This is a genomic window from Cohnella sp. (assembly GCF_041640265.1).
Classification (GTDB): domain Bacteria; phylum Bacillota; class Bacilli; order Paenibacillales; family Paenibacillaceae; genus Cohnella.
Genome location: NZ_JBEQAP010000016.1, coordinates 35,370 through 53,487, shown reverse-complemented (window position 1 = coordinate 53,487; position 18,118 = coordinate 35,370). Strand labels below are relative to the sequence as shown.

Here is an 18,118-nt window from a genome sequence, read left to right as displayed (position 1 = left end):
GTTATTCGTTTATCGTTTTACAAAACTCTTCGCGCGCTTACGTAATGCCTAGACCACCAACCGGAGCTCAAGCTGCTAACGGTTATCCCATCTACTGAAGGCGTATTGTGAACGAAATGGCCATTACCTTTATAGATACCGACATGATTAATGACTTTGTTGTTGCTTCCTATCGTATCGAAAAATACCAAATCGCCCTTTCTAAGGTTGCTCTTGCTAACATAATCGCCTTGATACTTCTGTTGCCTAGTGCCCCACTTCAATTCAACGCCTACCTTGCGAAAGATGAATTGAGTAAAGGAAGAGCAGTCAAAGATAAGGCGACTCGGATTTCTTGTGCCATAATCGTAGCTAACTCGACCTTTATAACTTTCAGCCAGTTCTATTACTCGGTCAGACTTAGCAGTGCCATTTACAGAGTCACTTTTTTTGCTGCTAAAGCTGGTGTATTTAGAGCTGCTGGATATGTAGCCCGTACGGCCATTTTTATCTTTGATCTTGAGCCAATAGGAATTGACCTTTGAGATTACATGGATTTGCTCGCCTCTCGGAAGAAGTCTAATCTTAGATGCGCTTGTACTGGGGCTTACTCTAAAGTTAACACCGTAATTGACTTTCGTTTCATAAGACGTTGCAGCTGAGGCAGTAGGGATAAGGGGGGCATGTCCAACACCCATCGCTGTGAAACCAATGGTTGCGCAAAGGCTCACGCCGATGACTTTTTTGATCAATTTTTTGGATAACAATTCGTGTATACCTCCTTCTAAGTTGTCATGGGTTACTATAACAGACTTGAAACGCTCCAAGATATTCCACGAAGAAAGAGAATCCCGGAGTAATACGGATAGATTGTCTTTATTAGAAAAGAATGAAATTCGGTTAATCTATTAATTCTGCTGAATTAAATATTCCTCCCAACCAAAGAAAAAAACACCGCGAAGGTGTTTTTTTCTTTTCTATACAGTATTTCGATGTTTGTGAGGTTAGAAATCTACAAGAACTTGTCTCTTTACAGCAGCATCATCTTGGCGGTAGTGGTCCGAAATATTGATAATACGTACATTCGATTTGTCCGTTGAAGAGCTTTCGTCTCTTATCGGCCTTCCGTCCGAATGTCGTTTCAAAGGTTTTATCTGGAGTGATGATAAAATGGGACCAGTTGGCCAATTGTTTGGCAAGTCGCCCGAGTTCTTTAGTTAACTTTTCTATTTCCGGCATTGTCCCGATTCGTTCACCGTACGGCGGATTGGTGATGATACAGCCATAATCGCCTTCCGGGCGTATGTCCGAAATAGGCATTACGTTCACCTTGATGTCCTTACTCATTCCAGCGCTTCTCAGGTTCTTCAGAGCGCTTTGAATCGCATCACGATCGATATCTGAGCCGACGATATTCAAGGGTGCGTCGTCCTTCAATAAATCATACGCTTCCTCTTTGGCTTCACTCCACATTGACTGAGTTACATTAGGCCATTCTTCCGCGTTGAATCTGCGTCTGAGTCCCGGTGCGATATTCCAACCGATTAAGGCTGCTTCGATTAATATCGTCCCCGATCCGCAGAACGGGTCGTACAACGGACGCTCCGGACGCCATCGGCTAAGCAAGATCATCGCCGCCGCGAGCGACTCCCGTAAAGGAGCTTCCGTCGTTTCCATTCGATAACCGCGTTTATGTAGTCCTGCACCGGTCGTGTCGAGCGTCAAAGTTGCTATATCATTAAGCAGCGTCACCTCAGCCACGAAGCGGGCCCCCGTCTCCGGGAACCACTCTGTGTTATGGCGCTGCTTCATTTTCTCTACGATAGCTTTCTTGACGATGCCTTGACAAGCGGGCACGCTGCTCAGCTGCGATTTATGGGAGCGGCCGTCCACTGGGAATTCAGCGTCCTTCGGTATCCAATCCGGCCAGGCAAGAGCTTTGGTCCCTTCGAATAGCTCGTCGAAGGTTCGCGCTTCGAATTCGCCCATCTTGACGAGAATGCGACCCGCCGTTCTGAGCCACAAATTAGTGATACATATATCTTTCTCCGTGCCGTAGAAGGTAACGCGCCCGTTCTCTACAAGCTGATCTTCGTAACCTAAGCTTTTCAGCTCTCTGGAGAGCACGGCCTCAAGGCCCATTGGAGTAGTTGCAATTAATTCAATCTTAGTCATGGTCAGGATCACTCGTTTCTAAAAGATGAGAATAGCTTATCATAACTTCACTATGTAAGCCGAATTTATTATCACGCAGGTTTTTGCAACTTTGTGACTTCGGTCTTCGATCTTGGGATCAATTGTGCTAAGTTCTTCAGATTGGTAAGAACTGTGCCTGCAATAATCGTAATGACCCCGATTCCAGTAATCCAAGTAAGTGTCTCACGATAGAACAATACACCGAATGCGAGAGCGATTAGAGGCGAGATGTAGAGCCAAGTGGAGGGAAAGACGGGATTCGTCTTGGCGACAAGCCAATAGAAGAGACTATGTCCGATCATCGATCCAATGACGATTAAGTATAGAAGTGATCCGATTGCTTGGGTCGTTAGCATGCTCTTGATGTGAATATCTTCCGTTAATACGGATAGTAAAAGCATTAATAATCCCCCGTGCATCATTTGGGCAGCATTAAGCGTAATGGGGGAAAACTCTTGGAATTTCTGAATGACTTGTTTGGAATATAATGCTCCTGAGGAATAGAAAAGCTCGCCAATCAGAATCACGACGCAGCCCATGAGAAACCAGGTTCCACCTGAAATTGAAAGGCTTGGAAGCAGTAATAAAATGACTCCTGCAAATCCGATAATACAGCCTAAAACGGAGAAGAAGGATGTCTTATGGCGCATTACAATCACCTGAAGCAATAGGATCATAAGCGGACCCGTAGCCGATAACACGGCAGCAATACCAGAGGAGACATATTGTTCGCCCCAATACAAAGCAGAGAAAGTGCCGAATGTCAGACAGATTCCAGACAGCAGCATTTCTTTGCGCAACAGAAGCTTGAAGCTCGCTTTTCTCTTCCATACCATCCACAGGAAAATGATGAGCCCTGCTAAGAAGAAGCGGATCCCTGCTGAGAAGAACGGCGGCATGGCGGCATCGATCCCTACCTTTATAGCCAGAAAAGTCGTTCCGAAAATGATACATACAATCAAATAGTTGAATATAATCATAGTCTGTCCCCCTATGAAAGTATCATACAAGAGATGAACTAGAACAGAATGGTCATAATAGAACAGTTAGAGAGATCTTAGTGTACAATGAACCAAAAGGAGTGAAGTCATGGGGAAAAAGCTGACGGCCGCTGACGGTTCCAAGCCCCTTTTTTTACAGGTATACGATTATGTTATAACCCATATCGAACGGGGTGAGTGGAAGGCTCATGACAAGCTCCCATCCATTCGGATTCTTGCTCAGCAATTTGAGATCAATCGCTTAACTGTGTTTCGTGCTTATCAGCTGCTGAAGCAGGAAGGGAAAACTTATGTGAAGGAGAAGTCAGGTTATTACGTTGGCTCGGGTAATTCTGTGGCGGCATTTCAAGTACACAAGCATAGCCAGGATATTGCCGTGTCTAGCTCATTGAAGAACGAGATGAATGAAATTCAGCAACTACCCGTGCTTTATCAATTTTCCCAAGCGTTAATTGATCCGAACTTGCTGCCCAATCTTTATCTCTCCGATTACGTGAAGAAGGTATTCGACATTTATCCTAAATTAATGGGTACATATTCAACGCCGCAAGGAGATGAGGAGCTGCGTGAAGTTCTTTGCCGCTATATGATTGGGGACCTTCGTGTTCAATTGAATGTACAAGAGCTGCTTATTGCCTCGGGGGCGCAGCAGGCTATTGACTTAATTTCCCGTACATTCGTCAGACCAATGGATTATGTATTGATAGAGAGGCCGACTTACAGCGCTGCAATTGATATTTTCCGCCAACAAGGCGCACGGTTTCTTCCTGTTGACATTAATCCGGGGGGGTATGATCTGGAAATAGTCGAAAGAATGATGAAGGAATATAAGCCTCGGGTTTTCTACATGAATCCTACTTTTCATAATCCGACGGGGTATACGGTTCCCCCCTTACAGCGCAAGCAGCTCGTAGAGTTAGCTGAGAAATACCGATGTTTGCTTATCGAAGACGATGCTTTTCACGATATGTATTTCGAGGGTCCCCCTCCGCAGCCTTTGTTCACTTACGATACAGAGGGCTGGGTTGTTTATATTCGGAGCTTTAGCAAATACGTAGCGCCAGGCTTACGGATATGCACAGTTATAGGGAGAAGATCCATAATCGAACCGCTGATCATTGCCAAATCTTTAGCCGATAACGGCACGCCGCTCGTGACTCAGAAAATATTCCTCCATTATTTCGAGTCCGAACGGATGAGGAAACACGTAGGGAAGCTGCGTACAGCTCTCCAATTGAGGAGAGATATTATGGAGGGGGAATTGGCGGATAGCGGTTGGAGTTGGGTCAGTCCGAAAGGCGGTCTAAATCTATGGATCAAGCTCCCGAATGAGCTTTCAGCCGAAGCGCTTCTCAGTGAAAGCATTCGGCAATCCGTCTCGTTCGTACCGGGCAGGATATGTGATCCGCTCGGAGAGATGAATTCTTGGATCCGTTTGAGCTATTCCTTCGTTAAGGAAGGACAGTTGCGGGATGGAGTAAAACGTTTAATGGATATTTCTCAACAATTAATGAAGTCTAGATGCTAGGAATGAAGAAAAACCCTCCCGGGGAAGATACTAGAACTGCCCTTTTCCATTACGGGAGGTTATTCGAGAGTGAATAGCGAGAAAATCGTAAATAACATCAGGAAGTATTCGATAAAGCTCAAAACAGTGGACGATCTTAATGAGATCGTACACGCTATTGGCGACGCCGATTATGTATTGTTGGGGGAGGCTTCTCACGGAACGTCTGAATTCTATACGCTGCGGTCTGAATTATCCAAGCGACTAATTCGCGAGAAGGGCTTTTCCTTCATAGCCGTGGAAGGAGACTGGCCAGCTTGCTACTCGTTAAATCGCTTCGTTAAACACGATCCAGGCGCTGCTGATAACACGAGAGAAGCGCTTCGCGATTTCAATCGCTGGCCTGCATGGATGTGGGCGAATCGAGAAGTCATGGCATTGGCTGATTGGCTGCGCGAATATAATCAGCCTGGCTTAAGGGAGCAACGCATTGGTTTTTATGGTCTCGACGTATATAGCTTATGGGAATCCATGGATGCGATACTTACCCATCTGGAGAAGACGGGATCGCCGGAGCTGGAGATGGCAAGGAAAGCTTTTGCCTGCTTCGACCCCCACAGTCGGGATCTGCAGAAATATGGGGTTGCAGCCGCTTTTCTATCTGAGAGCTGTGAAGACGAGGTTGTTAAGCTGCTTACTGAATTACAAGCTAGAAGGAAGAGCGAAGCAGGTGACAGTGAAGCAGCACTTAGTGATGAGCTCAATGCGCTGGTCACCGTAAATGCGGAGCGTTATTACCGTTCAATGGTAAGAGGAGGTCCCGATTCCTGGAATGTTCGGGATCGACACATGGTTGAGGCGCTTAATCGGATTATGGCCTTTCATGGTACAGGTGCCAAAGCGATCGTGTGGGAGCATAACACACATATAGGTGATGCCAGAGCAACTGACATGGCTGCTGAGGGAATGGTGAATGTCGGACAATTAGTTCGTGAGGAGCAAGGTCTAGAGAGGGTTTACGCCGTAGGCTTCGGAACCTACCGCGGAACCGTCATTGCTTCCGATCAATGGGGCGGAGATATCCAGCGCATGGAAGTACTCGAAGCACAGCCGGACAGCTGGGAGGAACTTATGCATCAAGCAGGAGCACATGACCAAATACTCCTATTCGATCAGGATACAGAACTGTTCCACGAGACAATAGGTCATCGAGCAATCGGAGTCGTGTACAATCCTCGATACGAACGCCATGGAAATTATGTACCGTCTAGTATTGCTCAGCGATACGACGCTTTTGTCTATGTAGACGAATCCAAGGCGCTCGAGCCTCTGAAACAAGAGGTTTTACACGTTTAGATAGAAAAAAAGCTGATCCCTTAGGCCGTAATGGGGATCAGCTTTAATGATTAATTCACTTTGGGAATCTGGATATCCAGCATCGCGATTCTTCCGGAAAACCGGGGGTCGAACAATCGAATGTGATCTCCCAAATCCTGCGTGACCACGAACGGGGCGAAGAGGATGATATCTCTTGCAGAGCGATTCTCCTTAAGCTCTTCTAAATCCACGTGGTCAATGGGATAGTTCTGAGTAACTTCGCGCTCACCTCCCAGCTCATATCCACCCTCGACGACCACGTTATCATTCAACGCAAAATACGTAAGGCCGCCGGGATAACGATCCGCGCGAAAAGATACTTGCTTGTATCCTTCCGCTTTCAGCTCGAAATAGATATAAGCGCTAAAAGCGATCTGGAAGCTGGCATATATCGCCGATAGGAACCAGAATGTTCGGAAAATACGCAGTCTGTATTCCTTCCTCCGAAACAGAAGGAGCAGCAGGGCCACAACGATTGCGATTGCCCAGAAGATATGTCCTTCATTGGGTATAACGCCGATTGAATATCTGCGTGACGTAAACGGCTCAAGCAGTCCGGTACCCCAAGCATTCGTCCAGTCGCTAATAATATGGAGAAGTACGCCTGCGAATGCTGTCGTAAATATTCGTCGGTCTTTCACTCGGAAAATGATATAGCTCAGAACGTAGAAGAGGGCTGCCCAGACCGGAACCATGAAGAAGGAGTGAGTGATTCCTCTATGTGACATGAGATACTTCGCGCTTGAGCTTGCCCATTGAAGGTCAATATCCGGAATGACACTTGATCCGACGGAGGCAGCAAGAAAGGCAAGCTTCGTTTTGTTGTCCATTTTTATTTTATTAAGAGCACCATAGATGGCGAATCCGAATAGCGTATGTGTCATATAATCCACGTGCTTCTGTGGCCTCCTCATTTATCCATCTATCTCTATACTATCGTTTAAATGCTTTATTTAAACAAATTTTGTGTGAAAAGTTGGTCTTGTTAGTACTATAAAAAGATGAGTCTATTGTCATTTGCCATTTCCTGCTATGATTACTTCAACGACATTATATCCCCAATATTGCAGGAGGAATTCCTATGGAAGACAATAACAATAATTCAATCAACCTTAATGACAACAAAATCCCTATCGCTAAACGCACTAACAACTTTTACCGCAGAAGAAATACTCCGACTTACACCTTTATGGCTTGGTCGGCATTCGTGCTGGCCTGCGGCTTCGAATTTGGCGGTATCTATACGCTTAAGCAACCGTTATCCGTACAAGGCTTCTATGCAGCAGTAGGAGTCCTTATAATCATTACCTCATTCGTCCTGCAGAAGGTAGTCCGGGACAACGACGAGGATAATTTCCTTCGGGAGCAGAATCCTAATCATCGCAGAAGGAATACCTCGGCATTTACCTTTCTCTCTTGGGCAGGCTTCCTGCTTGCCGTACTGTTTCAATTCGTTGGATTATCAACGTTGGAGGAGCCTTTATATGTTGTTGGGTATTACGCGATCGCATCCGTATTCCTAATTGTGTCTTGCTTAGTACTGCAGAAGACGATTCGGGATAATGAAGAAGACAATTTGAATAATAGCTCTTTTTCTAACGAGTCTAATTAAGGGAAAAAGAAGTCGGCTGTCCATAAGACCACTTATGGGCAGTTCTTTGTTTTTACTGATTGGCATTATACAAATCCATTGTCGGTGGTGGAGAGATGATCAAACGGTTCCGATTTATCAGCATTAAGACAAAAATGATTGTCCTCTTTCTTGTCGTTATAATTATCCCTATACTAATAATGTCTATAAATTCCTATCAATCCTCTCAGAAGCTTCTCGAGAATAAATATACGGATCTCTTAATAGATATCTCTAAGCAGTCGAACATTCGCATCGAAGAGTTTCTGAACGAAATGGAGAAAATCTCGCTCGTTTCCAGCTATGGAATCAATAGTTATGTATCCGCGACCTCACAAGAAAACTACCCGATCCAGAATTATCTTAGAGAGAGTAATACGCTCCATGAGAATCAGGCTTCACGCCTTCTAATGAACTATATCACCATGAAAGATCGCGCCTTTTCCGCTTTTATATATAATCTAAATGGAGGCAAGGATTTATATATCAGCTCCGATAAACCGATCGATTATAACTATAACCCTAGGGGCGAACTATGGTTTGAGAACTTTCTGAAATCAGAGGCCATTGTGATCAACGTTCCTACACGGTTGGAAATGCAAACCAAAAGCAAGGACAATTGGGCCATCTTAAACGTCCGCAAAATATTCGATCTAAAGGATGGCAGGCTTCTTGGCGTAATGGTAATAAGTGTTGATCTTGATTTTATTAATAGAGTGAATGAGCATCATCAAGAAGGCCGCAGCTCCGCTTTTACGATTGTCGATGAGAACGGATTGGTCATTTACAATAGTAAATACGAATGGATAGGGAAACCCTTTACTGAAGTGCTTCCGCTAGATTCGGATCTACAAGATTTAACCTCTGGAGGGCAGATTGTACAGGCCGGGGGCAAGGATTATATTCTTATTCATAACCCTTTCGAAGAGGAGAAGTGGACGACCTATCTGTATATGCCGCTTGAGGAATTGTCTGTTGAAGGGGATATATTGAAGCGGAACCTTCTATTCATCGCTTTGATGCTGATCTTTTTTGCGATTATCAGCTCTTATTATTTATCGAATATCATTACTCGACCGATTAAGAAGCTGATGAGAAATATGACCTTGGTGGAAAAAGGGAAGTTCGATAATCTCCCTGCCGTTCAGTCTAATGATGAGATCGGTCTGCTGGCCAACCGATTTGAACTCATGTCATCGGAATTAAAGCAGCTTGTTGAGCGAATTTATAAGGAAGAAGAGGAGAAATCCGAGGCTGAAATGAGAGCGCTTCAAGCCCAAATTAACCCGCACTTCCTCTATAATACGTTAAATTCCGTCAAGTGGATTGCATCCATGCAGGGCTCCGAGAAGATTGTGGATATGACGGAAGCACTGATCTCTATGCTAAGATATACGACTAGTCATGTGGATGCTCTCGTCACGATTCGGGAAGAGATGGAAAATATTGAACACTATGTAACCATTCAGAAGGTCCGTTACTTTAATCGGATCAATGTGGCCTACGAGGTTGACGAGACAACGTTGAACGCTAAAATATTAAAATTATCGATTCAACCGATTATAGAAAATGCGATCTTTCATGGCATTGCCGAACATGAAGAAGAAGGAACGATCACCATTCGAATCTACCGGAAAGATCGCGAAATCGTGATAGCCATTCATGATAATGGGAAGGGAATGGACGAGGAAACCATTGAACATCTGAAGAGGGACGTTCTCGGCACCAAAGGTAAATTTAACGGGATTGGGATTAGTAATGTCCATAGCCGAATTCAACGTATTTTCGGCTTGAAATACGGTATCCATTTTGTCAGCGAGCAAGATAAGGGGACGACCTTTTTTATTCGGATTCCGGAAATGGTGAGCGATGAGAGGGAGATCATATGATCAATGTATTGATTGCAGACGATGAGTTGCTTATGCGCATTGGTCTTAAGTCCATGATTAATTGGGAGGAACAGGGCTTCCAAATTATTGGAGAAGCAGCCAACGGTAAAGAAGCGCTTGAGATAGCCCGCGAACAAAAGCCCGATCTTATCATTACCGATATTAAAATGCCCGTCATGGACGGTTTGGAATTGATCCGGGAGGCTTCGGGATTTCTGGATTCGTGCGAATACGTCATTTTAAGCTGTATGGATGATTTTCAGTATGTGAAGGAAGCTCTGAAATTAGGGGCCGCTGATTACCTTATTAAAAGCGATATAAAGCAGCAACAGCTAGTTGAAGTATTGGATACGATAAAGAGAAAAGTAGAGATATCTTCCCGTAAAGACAACATGGAGCCTTACAAACGTGGCGTTAACTACTTGAAGGAAACTCTCTTCAAGGAAATGTTGAGCGGCTTCCGCAAGGAAGAGGACTTCGTCAATCAACTCCAGACGCTAAACATTCGAGTGAGACAGGAAGATATGATGCTCTTAAAGCTGAAAGTGGATCATTTCGAAATCATTCGCAAGAAATATGTGGAAAAGGACGAACAATTACTCCGATATGCAGTGATTAATATATTAGAGGAGATTATTCCTAGAAAATGGAGCAAGGAAATCATTGTAGAAAATTCGGCGGAATATCTAATCGTGATGAACATTCATGAAGCAAGCGGAGGCAAGCTGCACAAGGATGAATTGGGCAGGCTGTTCGAGAAGCTTTTTATAGCGATGAGGGATTTTCTGAATATATCCTTTTCCATAGGTGTAAGTTCGATTGTCCCAAGCTTCAAATATTTGAAGGCGGCCTATCACGAAGCGGATATCGCATTAAAAAGCCATTTTTACAACGAGAACGGTAAAGTCATCACTTACGAAGAAATCGCAGCTGATGCTGCCATTGACCGTCAGGATTTTGTACTCGGCAGAGAAGGAGAGAAAGCTTTCAAGCTAGCTCTGGAAAGCCATAATTATGAACAATTTAGCCTTCAGATGGAGCAATTAAAAAATCAGTTGCATGCGAACCTTGCCAGCGAACAAGCGATTCGTAAAACCTATATTCGGATAATGGAGTGGATGAGTTCCCATTTCCCAAGCATGCCCGATCTTGTATCCGATAACAGATCCACGTACGAACGATTATTAGGACAAGAAACCTTTGACGACATTCATCAATGGGTAATGGATTATTTCCATCAATCCATTCACTATAAACGAACATTAAGCGGCGAACCCAAAAGCTATGCCGACTTGGCTATCCAGATTATTATGAAGCATTACGCAGAGGAAATATCTCTTCAAACCGTGGCGAATCAGATTAATGTTAACTCTTCTTATTTAAGCCGTATCTTCAAGCAAGAGACAGGCGAGAACTTCATTAATTTCTTGACGAAAGTGAGAATCGATACGGCCAAATATTATTTGGAATCGAGAAGCTTAAAGGTTTATGAAGTCGCGGACAAAGTCGGATATCCCAACACGACCTATTTCAGCAAAATTTTCAAGAAAGTCGTTGGGGTTACCCCGGATGAATACCGAGGCTAAGTCAAAAAAAGAATGGATAGAGTAAAGGAAGTGCATGACAGTCTATGCGCTTTTTTTATGGACAATTACAAAGGTAAAGAAAGTGGATGTGAACGTAAAGAACGTTGATTTAGGTAAAGGAATGATTTACGTATAATCAAGATTGTAAAGAAAAGGTTACCAGAGAGGGGATATAAGAAAACATGGTTAAAACAAAAGGATTATTGGCGCTTCTGGCATTGGTGATTGTCATCTCATTGACAGCTTGCGGCGGGAATAAGGATTCGAATTCATCTGAAAAACCAACAACCAGCTCAGCAGCGGAAAGCTCTCCTAGCGCCGAACCCAGCAAGGAAGCATCATCAGGCGAGCAAGTGACGCTTCGTTACTCCAGTTATCAACTCGATACAGCACAAGCAGGTAATGCTTACTATGAAGCGATCAAACAATTTGAAGCTGCAAATCCGGGAATCAAAATCGAAACCGATTTTATCCAGAACGCTAACTATACGGCAGGGATCAAAACCCGTCTGCTCGGCGGAGAGAAAATGGACGTATTCGATACTTGGTCCCCCAGCCTCTTCGCTGAATTCAAAGCTCTGGATGACAATGTATATCTAGATCTGACAGGGTCCGAATTCCTGAGTGCTTTCCTGCCGAGCTCCCTTGCGCCGGTAACCATTGATGGGAAAGTATATGGCGCTCCCGAGCTTATGCACAGCGACGGATTGCTGTACAACAAAACGTTGTTCGAAGCAAATGGGTTAAAAGTTCCACAAACGTGGGATGAATTCATCGCAGTTTGTGAAGCATTGAAACAAAAAGGCATTACTCCGATTGCCATGGACTCCGAATGGTGGGTTCCGCAATTCTTCTGGGGCTCCCTCATGTCTAACAATGGCGCGAATGCAGATTGGACGAAAAAGCTGGAAAGCGGCGAAGTCAAAATTACGGATCCGATCTTCGTCGATGCGATTAGTAAACATAAAGAGCTTATTGATAAAGGATACGTGCCGAAAGATTGGACCGGGATGAAGCATGAGCAATCCAAAGACCTGGTAGGTCAAGGTAAAGCGGCTATGATTATAACGGGTACATGGGATATATCCAGCATTATAGAACGTAATCCCGACAATGACATTGATTTCATGATGGTCCCAGGCAAAGACAAAACTGTGCCGAATATTAATGTCGGAACTTACCGCGTCATTAACGCGAACACCAAGCATCCGGAAGAGGCAAAGAAATTCCTTGCCTTCATGAACAGTAAAGCAAATCAAGAGAAAATGGCGGTCGGCGCTCTCGCGGTTCCATCCGTTGCCGATGCGAAAGTGGATAACGCAATCGTCAACAAAGTCGCGTCTGTCGTAACTCGCGAAGATGCTACCTTATACTGGCCTCATACGGTTTCTACCGAGTCTTTGCAAGTGAAAATTCTAGAAGGCGTAAATAAATATTTAGCCGGTTTGGCTTTGGACGAAGCACTTGCAGAAATCCAAAAAGCCATTGATGATGCTAAAAAATAAGAAATAAATTAATAAACCCCACATAAGGTTCAAGATCGCCAAAAGCATCTTGAACCTTATGAATTCATTGGATAAAAGGTGGTAAGATGAAGGCAAAATCCGTTCGTAACAATGCCGGTCGCCGGAAGAGAGATATCATACTGCTCCTATTTACAGTTCCAGCATTAATCATTTACACCCTTTTTTTTATGCTGCCAATTCTCGGGGATGTCTATTTAAGCTTCTATGAATGGAACGGCGGTAAAAATTCGGCCATGACCTTTGTCGGTTTCGACAACTTTATTCGGTTAATTACGGATGATAAGGAATTCAACGGGGCGTTATGGCACAACATGGTTTATATGGTTATCGTCGTTGTAATTCAGTTGACATTGGCTCTTGTATTCGCTTTGATTCTGGTCAAGAAGATTAGAGGAAGCAATGTCTTCAAGACCGTATTCCTGCTGCCGGTCGTTCTCTCTAACGTGACGTTGGCCTTGGTTTGGTCTTACATGTTCGACCCGCTGAACGGTTTTGTGAACTCCTTCTTGGGAGCTGTCGGTCTCGATTCTTTATCGCATAACTGGCTTGGAGATCGTTCGACTGCTCTGTTCTCGATCGCGTTTATTAACGCATGGCAGTACGTAGGGTATTCCATGGTTATTTTTATCGCCGGTCTGCTTACAATTCCGAATTCTTTGTACGAGGCAGCCGAAATAGACGGAGCGGGCAGATTCAGCAAATTCAAGAACATCACATTACCCTTGCTGATGCCGGCCATTATGATGAACGTTGTACTCTCCACGACGGGGAGTTTGAAGGTTTTTGATTTAATTTATATTATGACGCCGCCTGGCGGGCCGGTCAGCGATTACACGGTTGTGCTTGGAACCCTGATTTATAAGACCGGTTTCACCTATGGCGAAATGGGCTATGCTTCCGCGATGTCGTTAATCCTGTTGTTAATCATTATGGTTGTGGGATTCGTACAAATTCGATTATTCCGTGCTCAGGAACTAGATTGAGAGGAGGGTTCAGAATGAAAGACAAGCTGCTGCCATTACAATATGTGCTTTTGTTCCTCTTTGCTTTAGCGATCTTAACACCGCTTGCTATTGTATTTTTCGGTGCCTTTAAGACTTCAAGCGAACTGTTCAACAACCCTTACTCGGTTCCGAGCGAGCCGGTGTTCCGTAATTTCTATGAAGCGTTGATTCAAGGGAATATGCTTGTGTACTTCAAGAACACGGCATACATTTCATTTGTTTCAATAGTGGTTGCTTTAATGCTCAGTACTTTAACGGCTTATGCGATTACGAGGCAAGGATTTAAATGGGGTAATAAAATTTATATTTATTTCGTATTTGGGATCATTGTACCCGCTCAAGCGGTCATGATTCCTACGTATATCATGATGGCGAGGCTGGGGCTGGTTAATACGAGATCATCTGTTATTATCATCTACATTGCCTCAACTTTAGGCTTTTCTATCTTTATATTAAGCGGATTTTTCCGTACGATCCCGCGTGAGCTTGATGAAGCGGCGATCATCGATGGATGTACAGAATTTCAGGCATTCTCGAGGGTCATCTTACCTCTTTGCAAGCCAGCTATCAGTACCGTGCTCATACTGAATCTGCTCACCATTTGGAATGATTTTTATAACCCTTTGTTATACATCCGCAGTGAAGAGCTTAAGACGATCTCCTTAGGTTTGTCTAAATACATGGGTCGATATTTAACGAATTATCCGATCATGTTCGCTGCAGTGGTCTTGGCATCCCTGCCTGTTATCGCGGTATTCGTCGGTTTGCAGAAGCAGTTCGTAAGCGGAATTACGGCTGGGTCCGTGAAAGGATAGACTGAGAAGTAAAAGCTGTCGCAGTTTGCGGCAGTTTTTTTTCGTATGGCCATTAATGCCCGCAAGTCAGAAGGGATTTTGCCGATCCACGTCGAATTGGAAATGTAAGCGTAGGCAATTATGATAGCGTTGCAATTATACAACAAGTCGAATTCATCAGGAGTAGATTCTGACATGTCGTTGAAGCTGAAAATTATGATATACGTAGGTTTGACTACCTTTTGCATGCTTACGCTGCTGTATCTGATTTCCGAGAGAGCGTTGCTGCGCAATTACGAAACGATGGAACTGAACAATTCGCGTGAGGGCATGAAGCGGGTTCTTCTTGCTTATTATGACGAATATAGAAATCTTGGATCGATCACCATCAATTATGGGGGATGGGACGATACCTATCATTTTGTGGAAAGGCCTAAGATCCCGGACCCGAATGATCTTTATTTAACGGTGAATTACCCCGATTCTTTGTTTGAATCCAGTCGACTGAATGTTACCCTCCTCATGAATAACCAAGAGGAGATTTATTTCGGCAAAGCATACGATTACGTAAACAATCGACTGTTTCCCTATCCCCAAGCCTTTATCGATGCATTAGTGATTGATCATCCTGCTTTGCTTAACCATCAAGACGAGAATTCCCGCAATGAAGGACTCATCGTAGTGGATAACCAACCGATTATGCTTGCTTCGTATCCAATTCTAACCAGCGATAATAAAGGGCCCGTTCACGGGACCCTCGTTTTCGCGCGTTATCTGGATGACAACTACATCCAATACATTTCCGAGAAAGCGGATATGAAGCTTTCGTACGAGCTGGCGAGTCCGTCCTTTTCTCTGCCAAGCCATTCGGAAACCTTAATCGGTACAGGTAAAGAAGCTCTTCCGTTTTGGACGGTTACCGATAAGACGTCGATTACCTCCTATGCGCTTTTGTCCGACTATGAGCATAAACCTGCAATGATCCTGAAATTTTCGCAATCGCGAGAACTATTTGATCAGGCGCAGAAGAACACATGGTTTTATTTAATCTATTTCACTCTTTCCGGTTTCTCGTTTTTTCTCTTGATCATATATGTCTTTCGGCGAACGATTTTTAAACGGTTGAAACGGGCGATTGTCAGAATGAGTGAGATCGAGAGTACACAGGGATTCTCCTTGCGCGTCCAAGAATCCGGTAAAGACGAAATTACGCAGCTGGAAAAATCATTTAACCGAATGATGGTGTCTCTTGAGCATGCGCAATCCGCGATTCAATACCAAGCCGATCATGACGTTCTGACCGGTCTTCCGAATCGTAAAGCCTTTTTCAAGCATTTGGAGAAAAGTATCGGATATCACTCACATTTTGCTATCCTATTCATTGATTTGGACCGCTTTAAACGGATAAACGATACATGGGGACATGAAAAGGGAGATTTACTTTTAATGCAAATAGCCCATCGCCTTAAGCAGTGTCTGAAGAGGGGAGATTTTCTCTGTCGGCTGGGTGGGGACGAATTTTGTCTGCTGTCTGAGCAGCCCGCCATCTCCGTTCAAGTCGAACAATTGGCGATAAAAATCAAAGAAACGCTTGGGCAGCCTTATGAGCTTGACGGCCAGAAAGTGACGATTTCCGTGAGTATCGGCATCAGCCTTTATCCGGAGCACGGAACTGAACCCAGCCAACTTCTGAAGTCCTCCGATGCCGCCATGCTGGACGTGAAAGAAAGCGGCAGAAATAATATCCAGTGGTATTCGGAATCGATTGAATCGTTGCGGAGCCGAAGATTGCTTGTTGAACATTCGCTGCAGAACGCTGCAGGGAATGGGGAATTAACACTGCATTATCAGCCGAAATGGGATGTCAAACGAAGATGCATGGTCGGTGTGGAAGCGCTGCTGCGTTGGACTCATCCGAAGCTCGGACAAGTATCGCCCTCCGAGTTTATTCCGATCGCGGAATCAACTGGTCTGATCCGCGATATCGGCGAATGGGTCATAAGATCCGCCTGCCAGCAGGTCAACGCTTGGCATAAACAGGCGGCGGACTTGCCTATGATTGTCGCTGTTAACATCTCCGGCGTCCAGCTTATGCAGCCCGATTTTGTAGAACGCGTTCATCGGATTTTCTCTGAGGAGAAAGTCGATCCCCGGTGCTTCGAGTTAGAAATTACGGAAAGCACAGCGATCGAGAAGTTCGAGAAAGTCGTCGATTCACTAGTCAAACTAAGAAGTATGGGTTTCATGATTTCCGTTGACGATTTTGGAGCAGGATACTCTTCCATGAAATATCTTAGCCAATTGCCGATTCAGTGCATCAAGCTTGACAAAACGCTGATCGACCAGCTGGAAAACAACGAACGGAGCCAGGTCGTGGTCTCGGCCTTGATCGAAATGGCTAACCGATTGCAGATCATTACGGTTGCGGAGGGCGTCGAAACGCTAGAGCAATTCCGTTATCTGCGCGACAATTCCTGCGATCAGATTCAAGGCTACCTGTTAAGCAAACCGGTCTCGGCCGAAAGAATTCCCGGCTTGGTCAAAGCCGAGTTCCCGGTCAAGGAATGACTATCGCATTTCCGATATTATATCGGCTCGCTGGTTCGTAAAATGCTGGAGAAGAGTTATCGTCCTTTTACTGGAGATCAAGGCTTTCCACATTATTTATTGTGATTTCAACCGTTCCCGTGTCATCGTACACGGGAATCTTCGTGCCTTGGGAAGCTTGATATAGCAGGTCCACGATCCGACTGCCCCATTTCTGCTCGTTCTGGGAGACGGCTGACGTAATCTGTCCGTTTTGAATTGCCTCTTTGATTTCGGGCATCATTCCGTAGGTGATCGCATAGCGGTTTAAACCTTTGGCCTTCCATACGAGAATAGAGGTCGAACCAGAGACGAAATCAAGGGCTACAAAAGCGTCGAAGTGGGGGTGGGCATCGATCATTGTTTCTAGATCGCTTAGGGCCTGTGTATCATTGCCTTCATTATAACGAACTTCCAGTACCTGGATAGCTGTTTGTGTATTGATGTAGTCCAGCATTCCTTCTAAACGCTCACTTAAGCTTTTCATCTTGGACATGCCAGTCTCTACGAGGATCATTCCCCTGCCATTTAACAATTCATCAATAACCTTGCCCATTCTTGCCCCGGCTTGAATATTGTTCGTCCCAATGAAGGCCAGCCGATTGCTCTGGGGTGAATCCGATTCGAAGCAAACGACAGGAATACCCGCTTGGACAGCCTTATTGATAACAGGGGAAAGAGCATCCGCATCAACGGGGTCAATCGCGATTCCGTCGACTCCTTGTTTGATCATGGTTTCCATAATTCGAATTTGCTGTTCCAGATTGGCTTCGTCTGGAGCTTTGACAATAAGCTGTACCGGATAAGCCTTGGCGGCTTCCTCCGCAAATCGGGTAATCATCTCATAGAAGGGATGCGCCATCGGATAGATAATCCCTAAAGTTCGAATAGGTGCATCCTGTTTTACTGTAGTTGGTGTAATAGTTTTGGATGGAGGCGTCGAGTTTGTCTCCCATATACATCCAGCCATACAGAATAGCAGGAACATCGATAACAGGGGAAATACAATGGCCTTAACGCCAGACTGAATCCTTGTTGTCATG

The 18,118-nt window shown here is 44.7% G+C and carries 14 protein-coding genes and 1 pseudogene; 10 read left to right on the top strand and 5 right to left on the bottom strand.

Features of this window, described 5'->3' with window-relative positions; translation table 11 throughout:
- Positions 1 to 17: 17 nt before the first annotated feature.
- The 3 genes from ACESLK_RS13565 to ACESLK_RS13555 all read right to left on the bottom strand — a co-directional run bounded on the left by ACESLK_RS13565 (position 18) and on the right by ACESLK_RS13555 (position 3,155).
- Positions 18 to 746, bottom strand: a complete 729-nt coding sequence (locus tag ACESLK_RS13565; protein ID WP_373230026.1) for a C40 family peptidase — start codon at positions 744 to 746, stop codon at positions 18 to 20.
- 274 nt (positions 747 to 1,020) lie between these two features.
- A complete protein-coding gene (locus ACESLK_RS13560) occupies positions 1,021 to 2,154 on the bottom strand; it encodes a THUMP domain-containing class I SAM-dependent RNA methyltransferase (RefSeq protein ID WP_373230025.1) in 1,134 nt (377 codons plus the stop codon).
- A 71-nt stretch (positions 2,155 to 2,225) separates the two neighbouring features.
- Positions 2,226 to 3,155: a DMT family transporter gene (locus tag ACESLK_RS13555; RefSeq protein ID WP_373230024.1), complete on the bottom strand. Its 930-nt coding sequence runs from the start codon at positions 3,153 to 3,155 to the stop codon at positions 2,226 to 2,228.
- Positions 3,156 to 3,264: 109 nt separating this feature from the next.
- Between ACESLK_RS13555 and ACESLK_RS13550 the strand changes: the two genes are divergently transcribed.
- Together ACESLK_RS13550 and ACESLK_RS13545 are read left to right on the top strand one after the other, a co-directional pair.
- Positions 3,265 to 4,704 carry an aminotransferase-like domain-containing protein gene (locus ACESLK_RS13550; protein WP_373230023.1) on the top strand — a complete coding sequence of 480 codons (1,440 nt, stop codon included), beginning with the start codon at positions 3,265 to 3,267 and terminating at the stop codon, positions 4,702 to 4,704.
- A gap of 69 nt (positions 4,705 to 4,773) precedes the next feature.
- Positions 4,774 to 6,039 carry an erythromycin esterase family protein gene (locus ACESLK_RS13545; protein ID WP_373230022.1) on the top strand — a complete coding sequence of 422 codons (1,266 nt, stop codon included), beginning with the start codon at positions 4,774 to 4,776 and terminating at the stop codon, positions 6,037 to 6,039.
- Between the two features lie 50 nt (positions 6,040 to 6,089).
- Here the strand turns inward: ACESLK_RS13545 and ACESLK_RS13540 are convergent, their stop codons facing one another.
- Positions 6,090 to 6,944, bottom strand: a complete 855-nt coding sequence (locus tag ACESLK_RS13540; protein ID WP_373230080.1) for a metal-dependent hydrolase — start codon at positions 6,942 to 6,944, stop codon at positions 6,090 to 6,092.
- Between the two features lie 197 nt (positions 6,945 to 7,141).
- Between ACESLK_RS13540 and ACESLK_RS13535 the strand changes: the two are divergent.
- From ACESLK_RS13535 to ACESLK_RS13500, 8 genes and pseudogenes are all read left to right on the top strand, one after another.
- Positions 7,142 to 7,387, top strand: a pseudogene (locus ACESLK_RS13535) (YiaA/YiaB family inner membrane protein); the annotation flags it as partial.
- Positions 7,379 to 7,672, top strand: a complete 294-nt coding sequence (locus ACESLK_RS13530) for a YiaA/YiaB family inner membrane protein (protein WP_373230079.1) — start codon at positions 7,379 to 7,381, stop codon at positions 7,670 to 7,672. The pseudogene ACESLK_RS13535 and the gene ACESLK_RS13530, both read left to right, overlap by 9 nt.
- 179 nt (positions 7,673 to 7,851) lie before the next feature.
- Complete coding sequence (locus ACESLK_RS13525; RefSeq protein ID WP_373230021.1) at positions 7,852 to 9,579, top strand: cache domain-containing sensor histidine kinase; 1,728 nt, start codon at positions 7,852 to 7,854, stop codon at positions 9,577 to 9,579.
- Positions 9,576 to 11,165, top strand: a complete 1,590-nt coding sequence (locus ACESLK_RS13520) for a response regulator (protein ID WP_373230020.1) — start codon at positions 9,576 to 9,578, stop codon at positions 11,163 to 11,165. Before ACESLK_RS13525 ends, ACESLK_RS13520 begins: the two co-directional genes overlap by 4 nt.
- A 182-nt stretch (positions 11,166 to 11,347) precedes the next feature.
- Entirely contained in the window at positions 11,348 to 12,670 is a 1,323-nt protein-coding gene (locus ACESLK_RS13515; RefSeq protein ID WP_373230019.1) for an ABC transporter substrate-binding protein, read from the top strand.
- 86 nt (positions 12,671 to 12,756) lie between these two features.
- The gene (locus ACESLK_RS13510; RefSeq protein WP_373230018.1) at positions 12,757 to 13,674 is read left to right on the top strand and encodes a carbohydrate ABC transporter permease; all 918 of its coding nucleotides are present in this window, start codon (positions 12,757 to 12,759) and stop codon (positions 13,672 to 13,674) included.
- 14 nt (positions 13,675 to 13,688) lie between these two features.
- Positions 13,689 to 14,510 (top strand): carbohydrate ABC transporter permease, encoded by an 822-nt coding sequence (locus tag ACESLK_RS13505; RefSeq protein WP_373230017.1) that lies wholly within the window; start codon positions 13,689 to 13,691, stop codon positions 14,508 to 14,510.
- Between the two features lie 174 nt (positions 14,511 to 14,684).
- Complete coding sequence (locus ACESLK_RS13500) at positions 14,685 to 17,057, top strand: EAL domain-containing protein (RefSeq protein ID WP_373230015.1); 2,373 nt, start codon at positions 14,685 to 14,687, stop codon at positions 17,055 to 17,057.
- Positions 17,058 to 17,124: 67 nt separating this feature from the next.
- On the opposite strand, the gene ACESLK_RS13495 is transcribed toward ACESLK_RS13500, so the two are convergent.
- On the bottom strand, positions 17,125 to 18,117 hold the full coding sequence (locus ACESLK_RS13495; protein ID WP_373230014.1) for a sugar ABC transporter substrate-binding protein: 993 nt from the start codon (positions 18,115 to 18,117) through the stop codon (positions 17,125 to 17,127).
- Position 18,118: the final 1 nt, after the last annotated feature.

Bases quoted from the DNA above. Each gene is read 5' to 3' on its own strand.
- ACESLK_RS13560 (WP_373230025.1), bottom strand. From the start codon at position 2,154: ATGACTAAGATTGAATTAATTGCAACTACTCCAATGGGCCTTGAGGCC.
- ACESLK_RS13555 (WP_373230024.1), bottom strand. From the start codon at position 3,155: ATGATTATATTCAACTATTTGATTGTATGTATCATTTTCGGAACGACT.
- ACESLK_RS13550 (WP_373230023.1), top strand. From the start codon at position 3,265: ATGGGGAAAAAGCTGACGGCCGCTGACGGTTCCAAGCCCCTTTTTTTA.
- ACESLK_RS13540 (WP_373230080.1), bottom strand. From the start codon at position 6,944: ATGACACATACGCTATTCGGATTCGCCATCTATGGTGCTCTTAATAAA.
- ACESLK_RS13525 (WP_373230021.1), top strand. From the start codon at position 7,852: ATGTCTATAAATTCCTATCAATCCTCTCAGAAGCTTCTCGAGAATAAA.
- ACESLK_RS13520 (WP_373230020.1), top strand. From the start codon at position 9,576: ATGATCAATGTATTGATTGCAGACGATGAGTTGCTTATGCGCATTGGT.
- ACESLK_RS13515 (WP_373230019.1), top strand. From the start codon at position 11,348: ATGGTTAAAACAAAAGGATTATTGGCGCTTCTGGCATTGGTGATTGTC.
- ACESLK_RS13510 (WP_373230018.1), top strand. From the start codon at position 12,757: ATGAAGGCAAAATCCGTTCGTAACAATGCCGGTCGCCGGAAGAGAGAT.
- ACESLK_RS13505 (WP_373230017.1), top strand. From the start codon at position 13,689: ATGAAAGACAAGCTGCTGCCATTACAATATGTGCTTTTGTTCCTCTTT.
- ACESLK_RS13500 (WP_373230015.1), top strand. From the start codon at position 14,685: ATGTCGTTGAAGCTGAAAATTATGATATACGTAGGTTTGACTACCTTT.
- ACESLK_RS13495 (WP_373230014.1), bottom strand. From the start codon at position 18,117: ATGACAACAAGGATTCAGTCTGGCGTTAAGGCCATTGTATTTCCCCTG.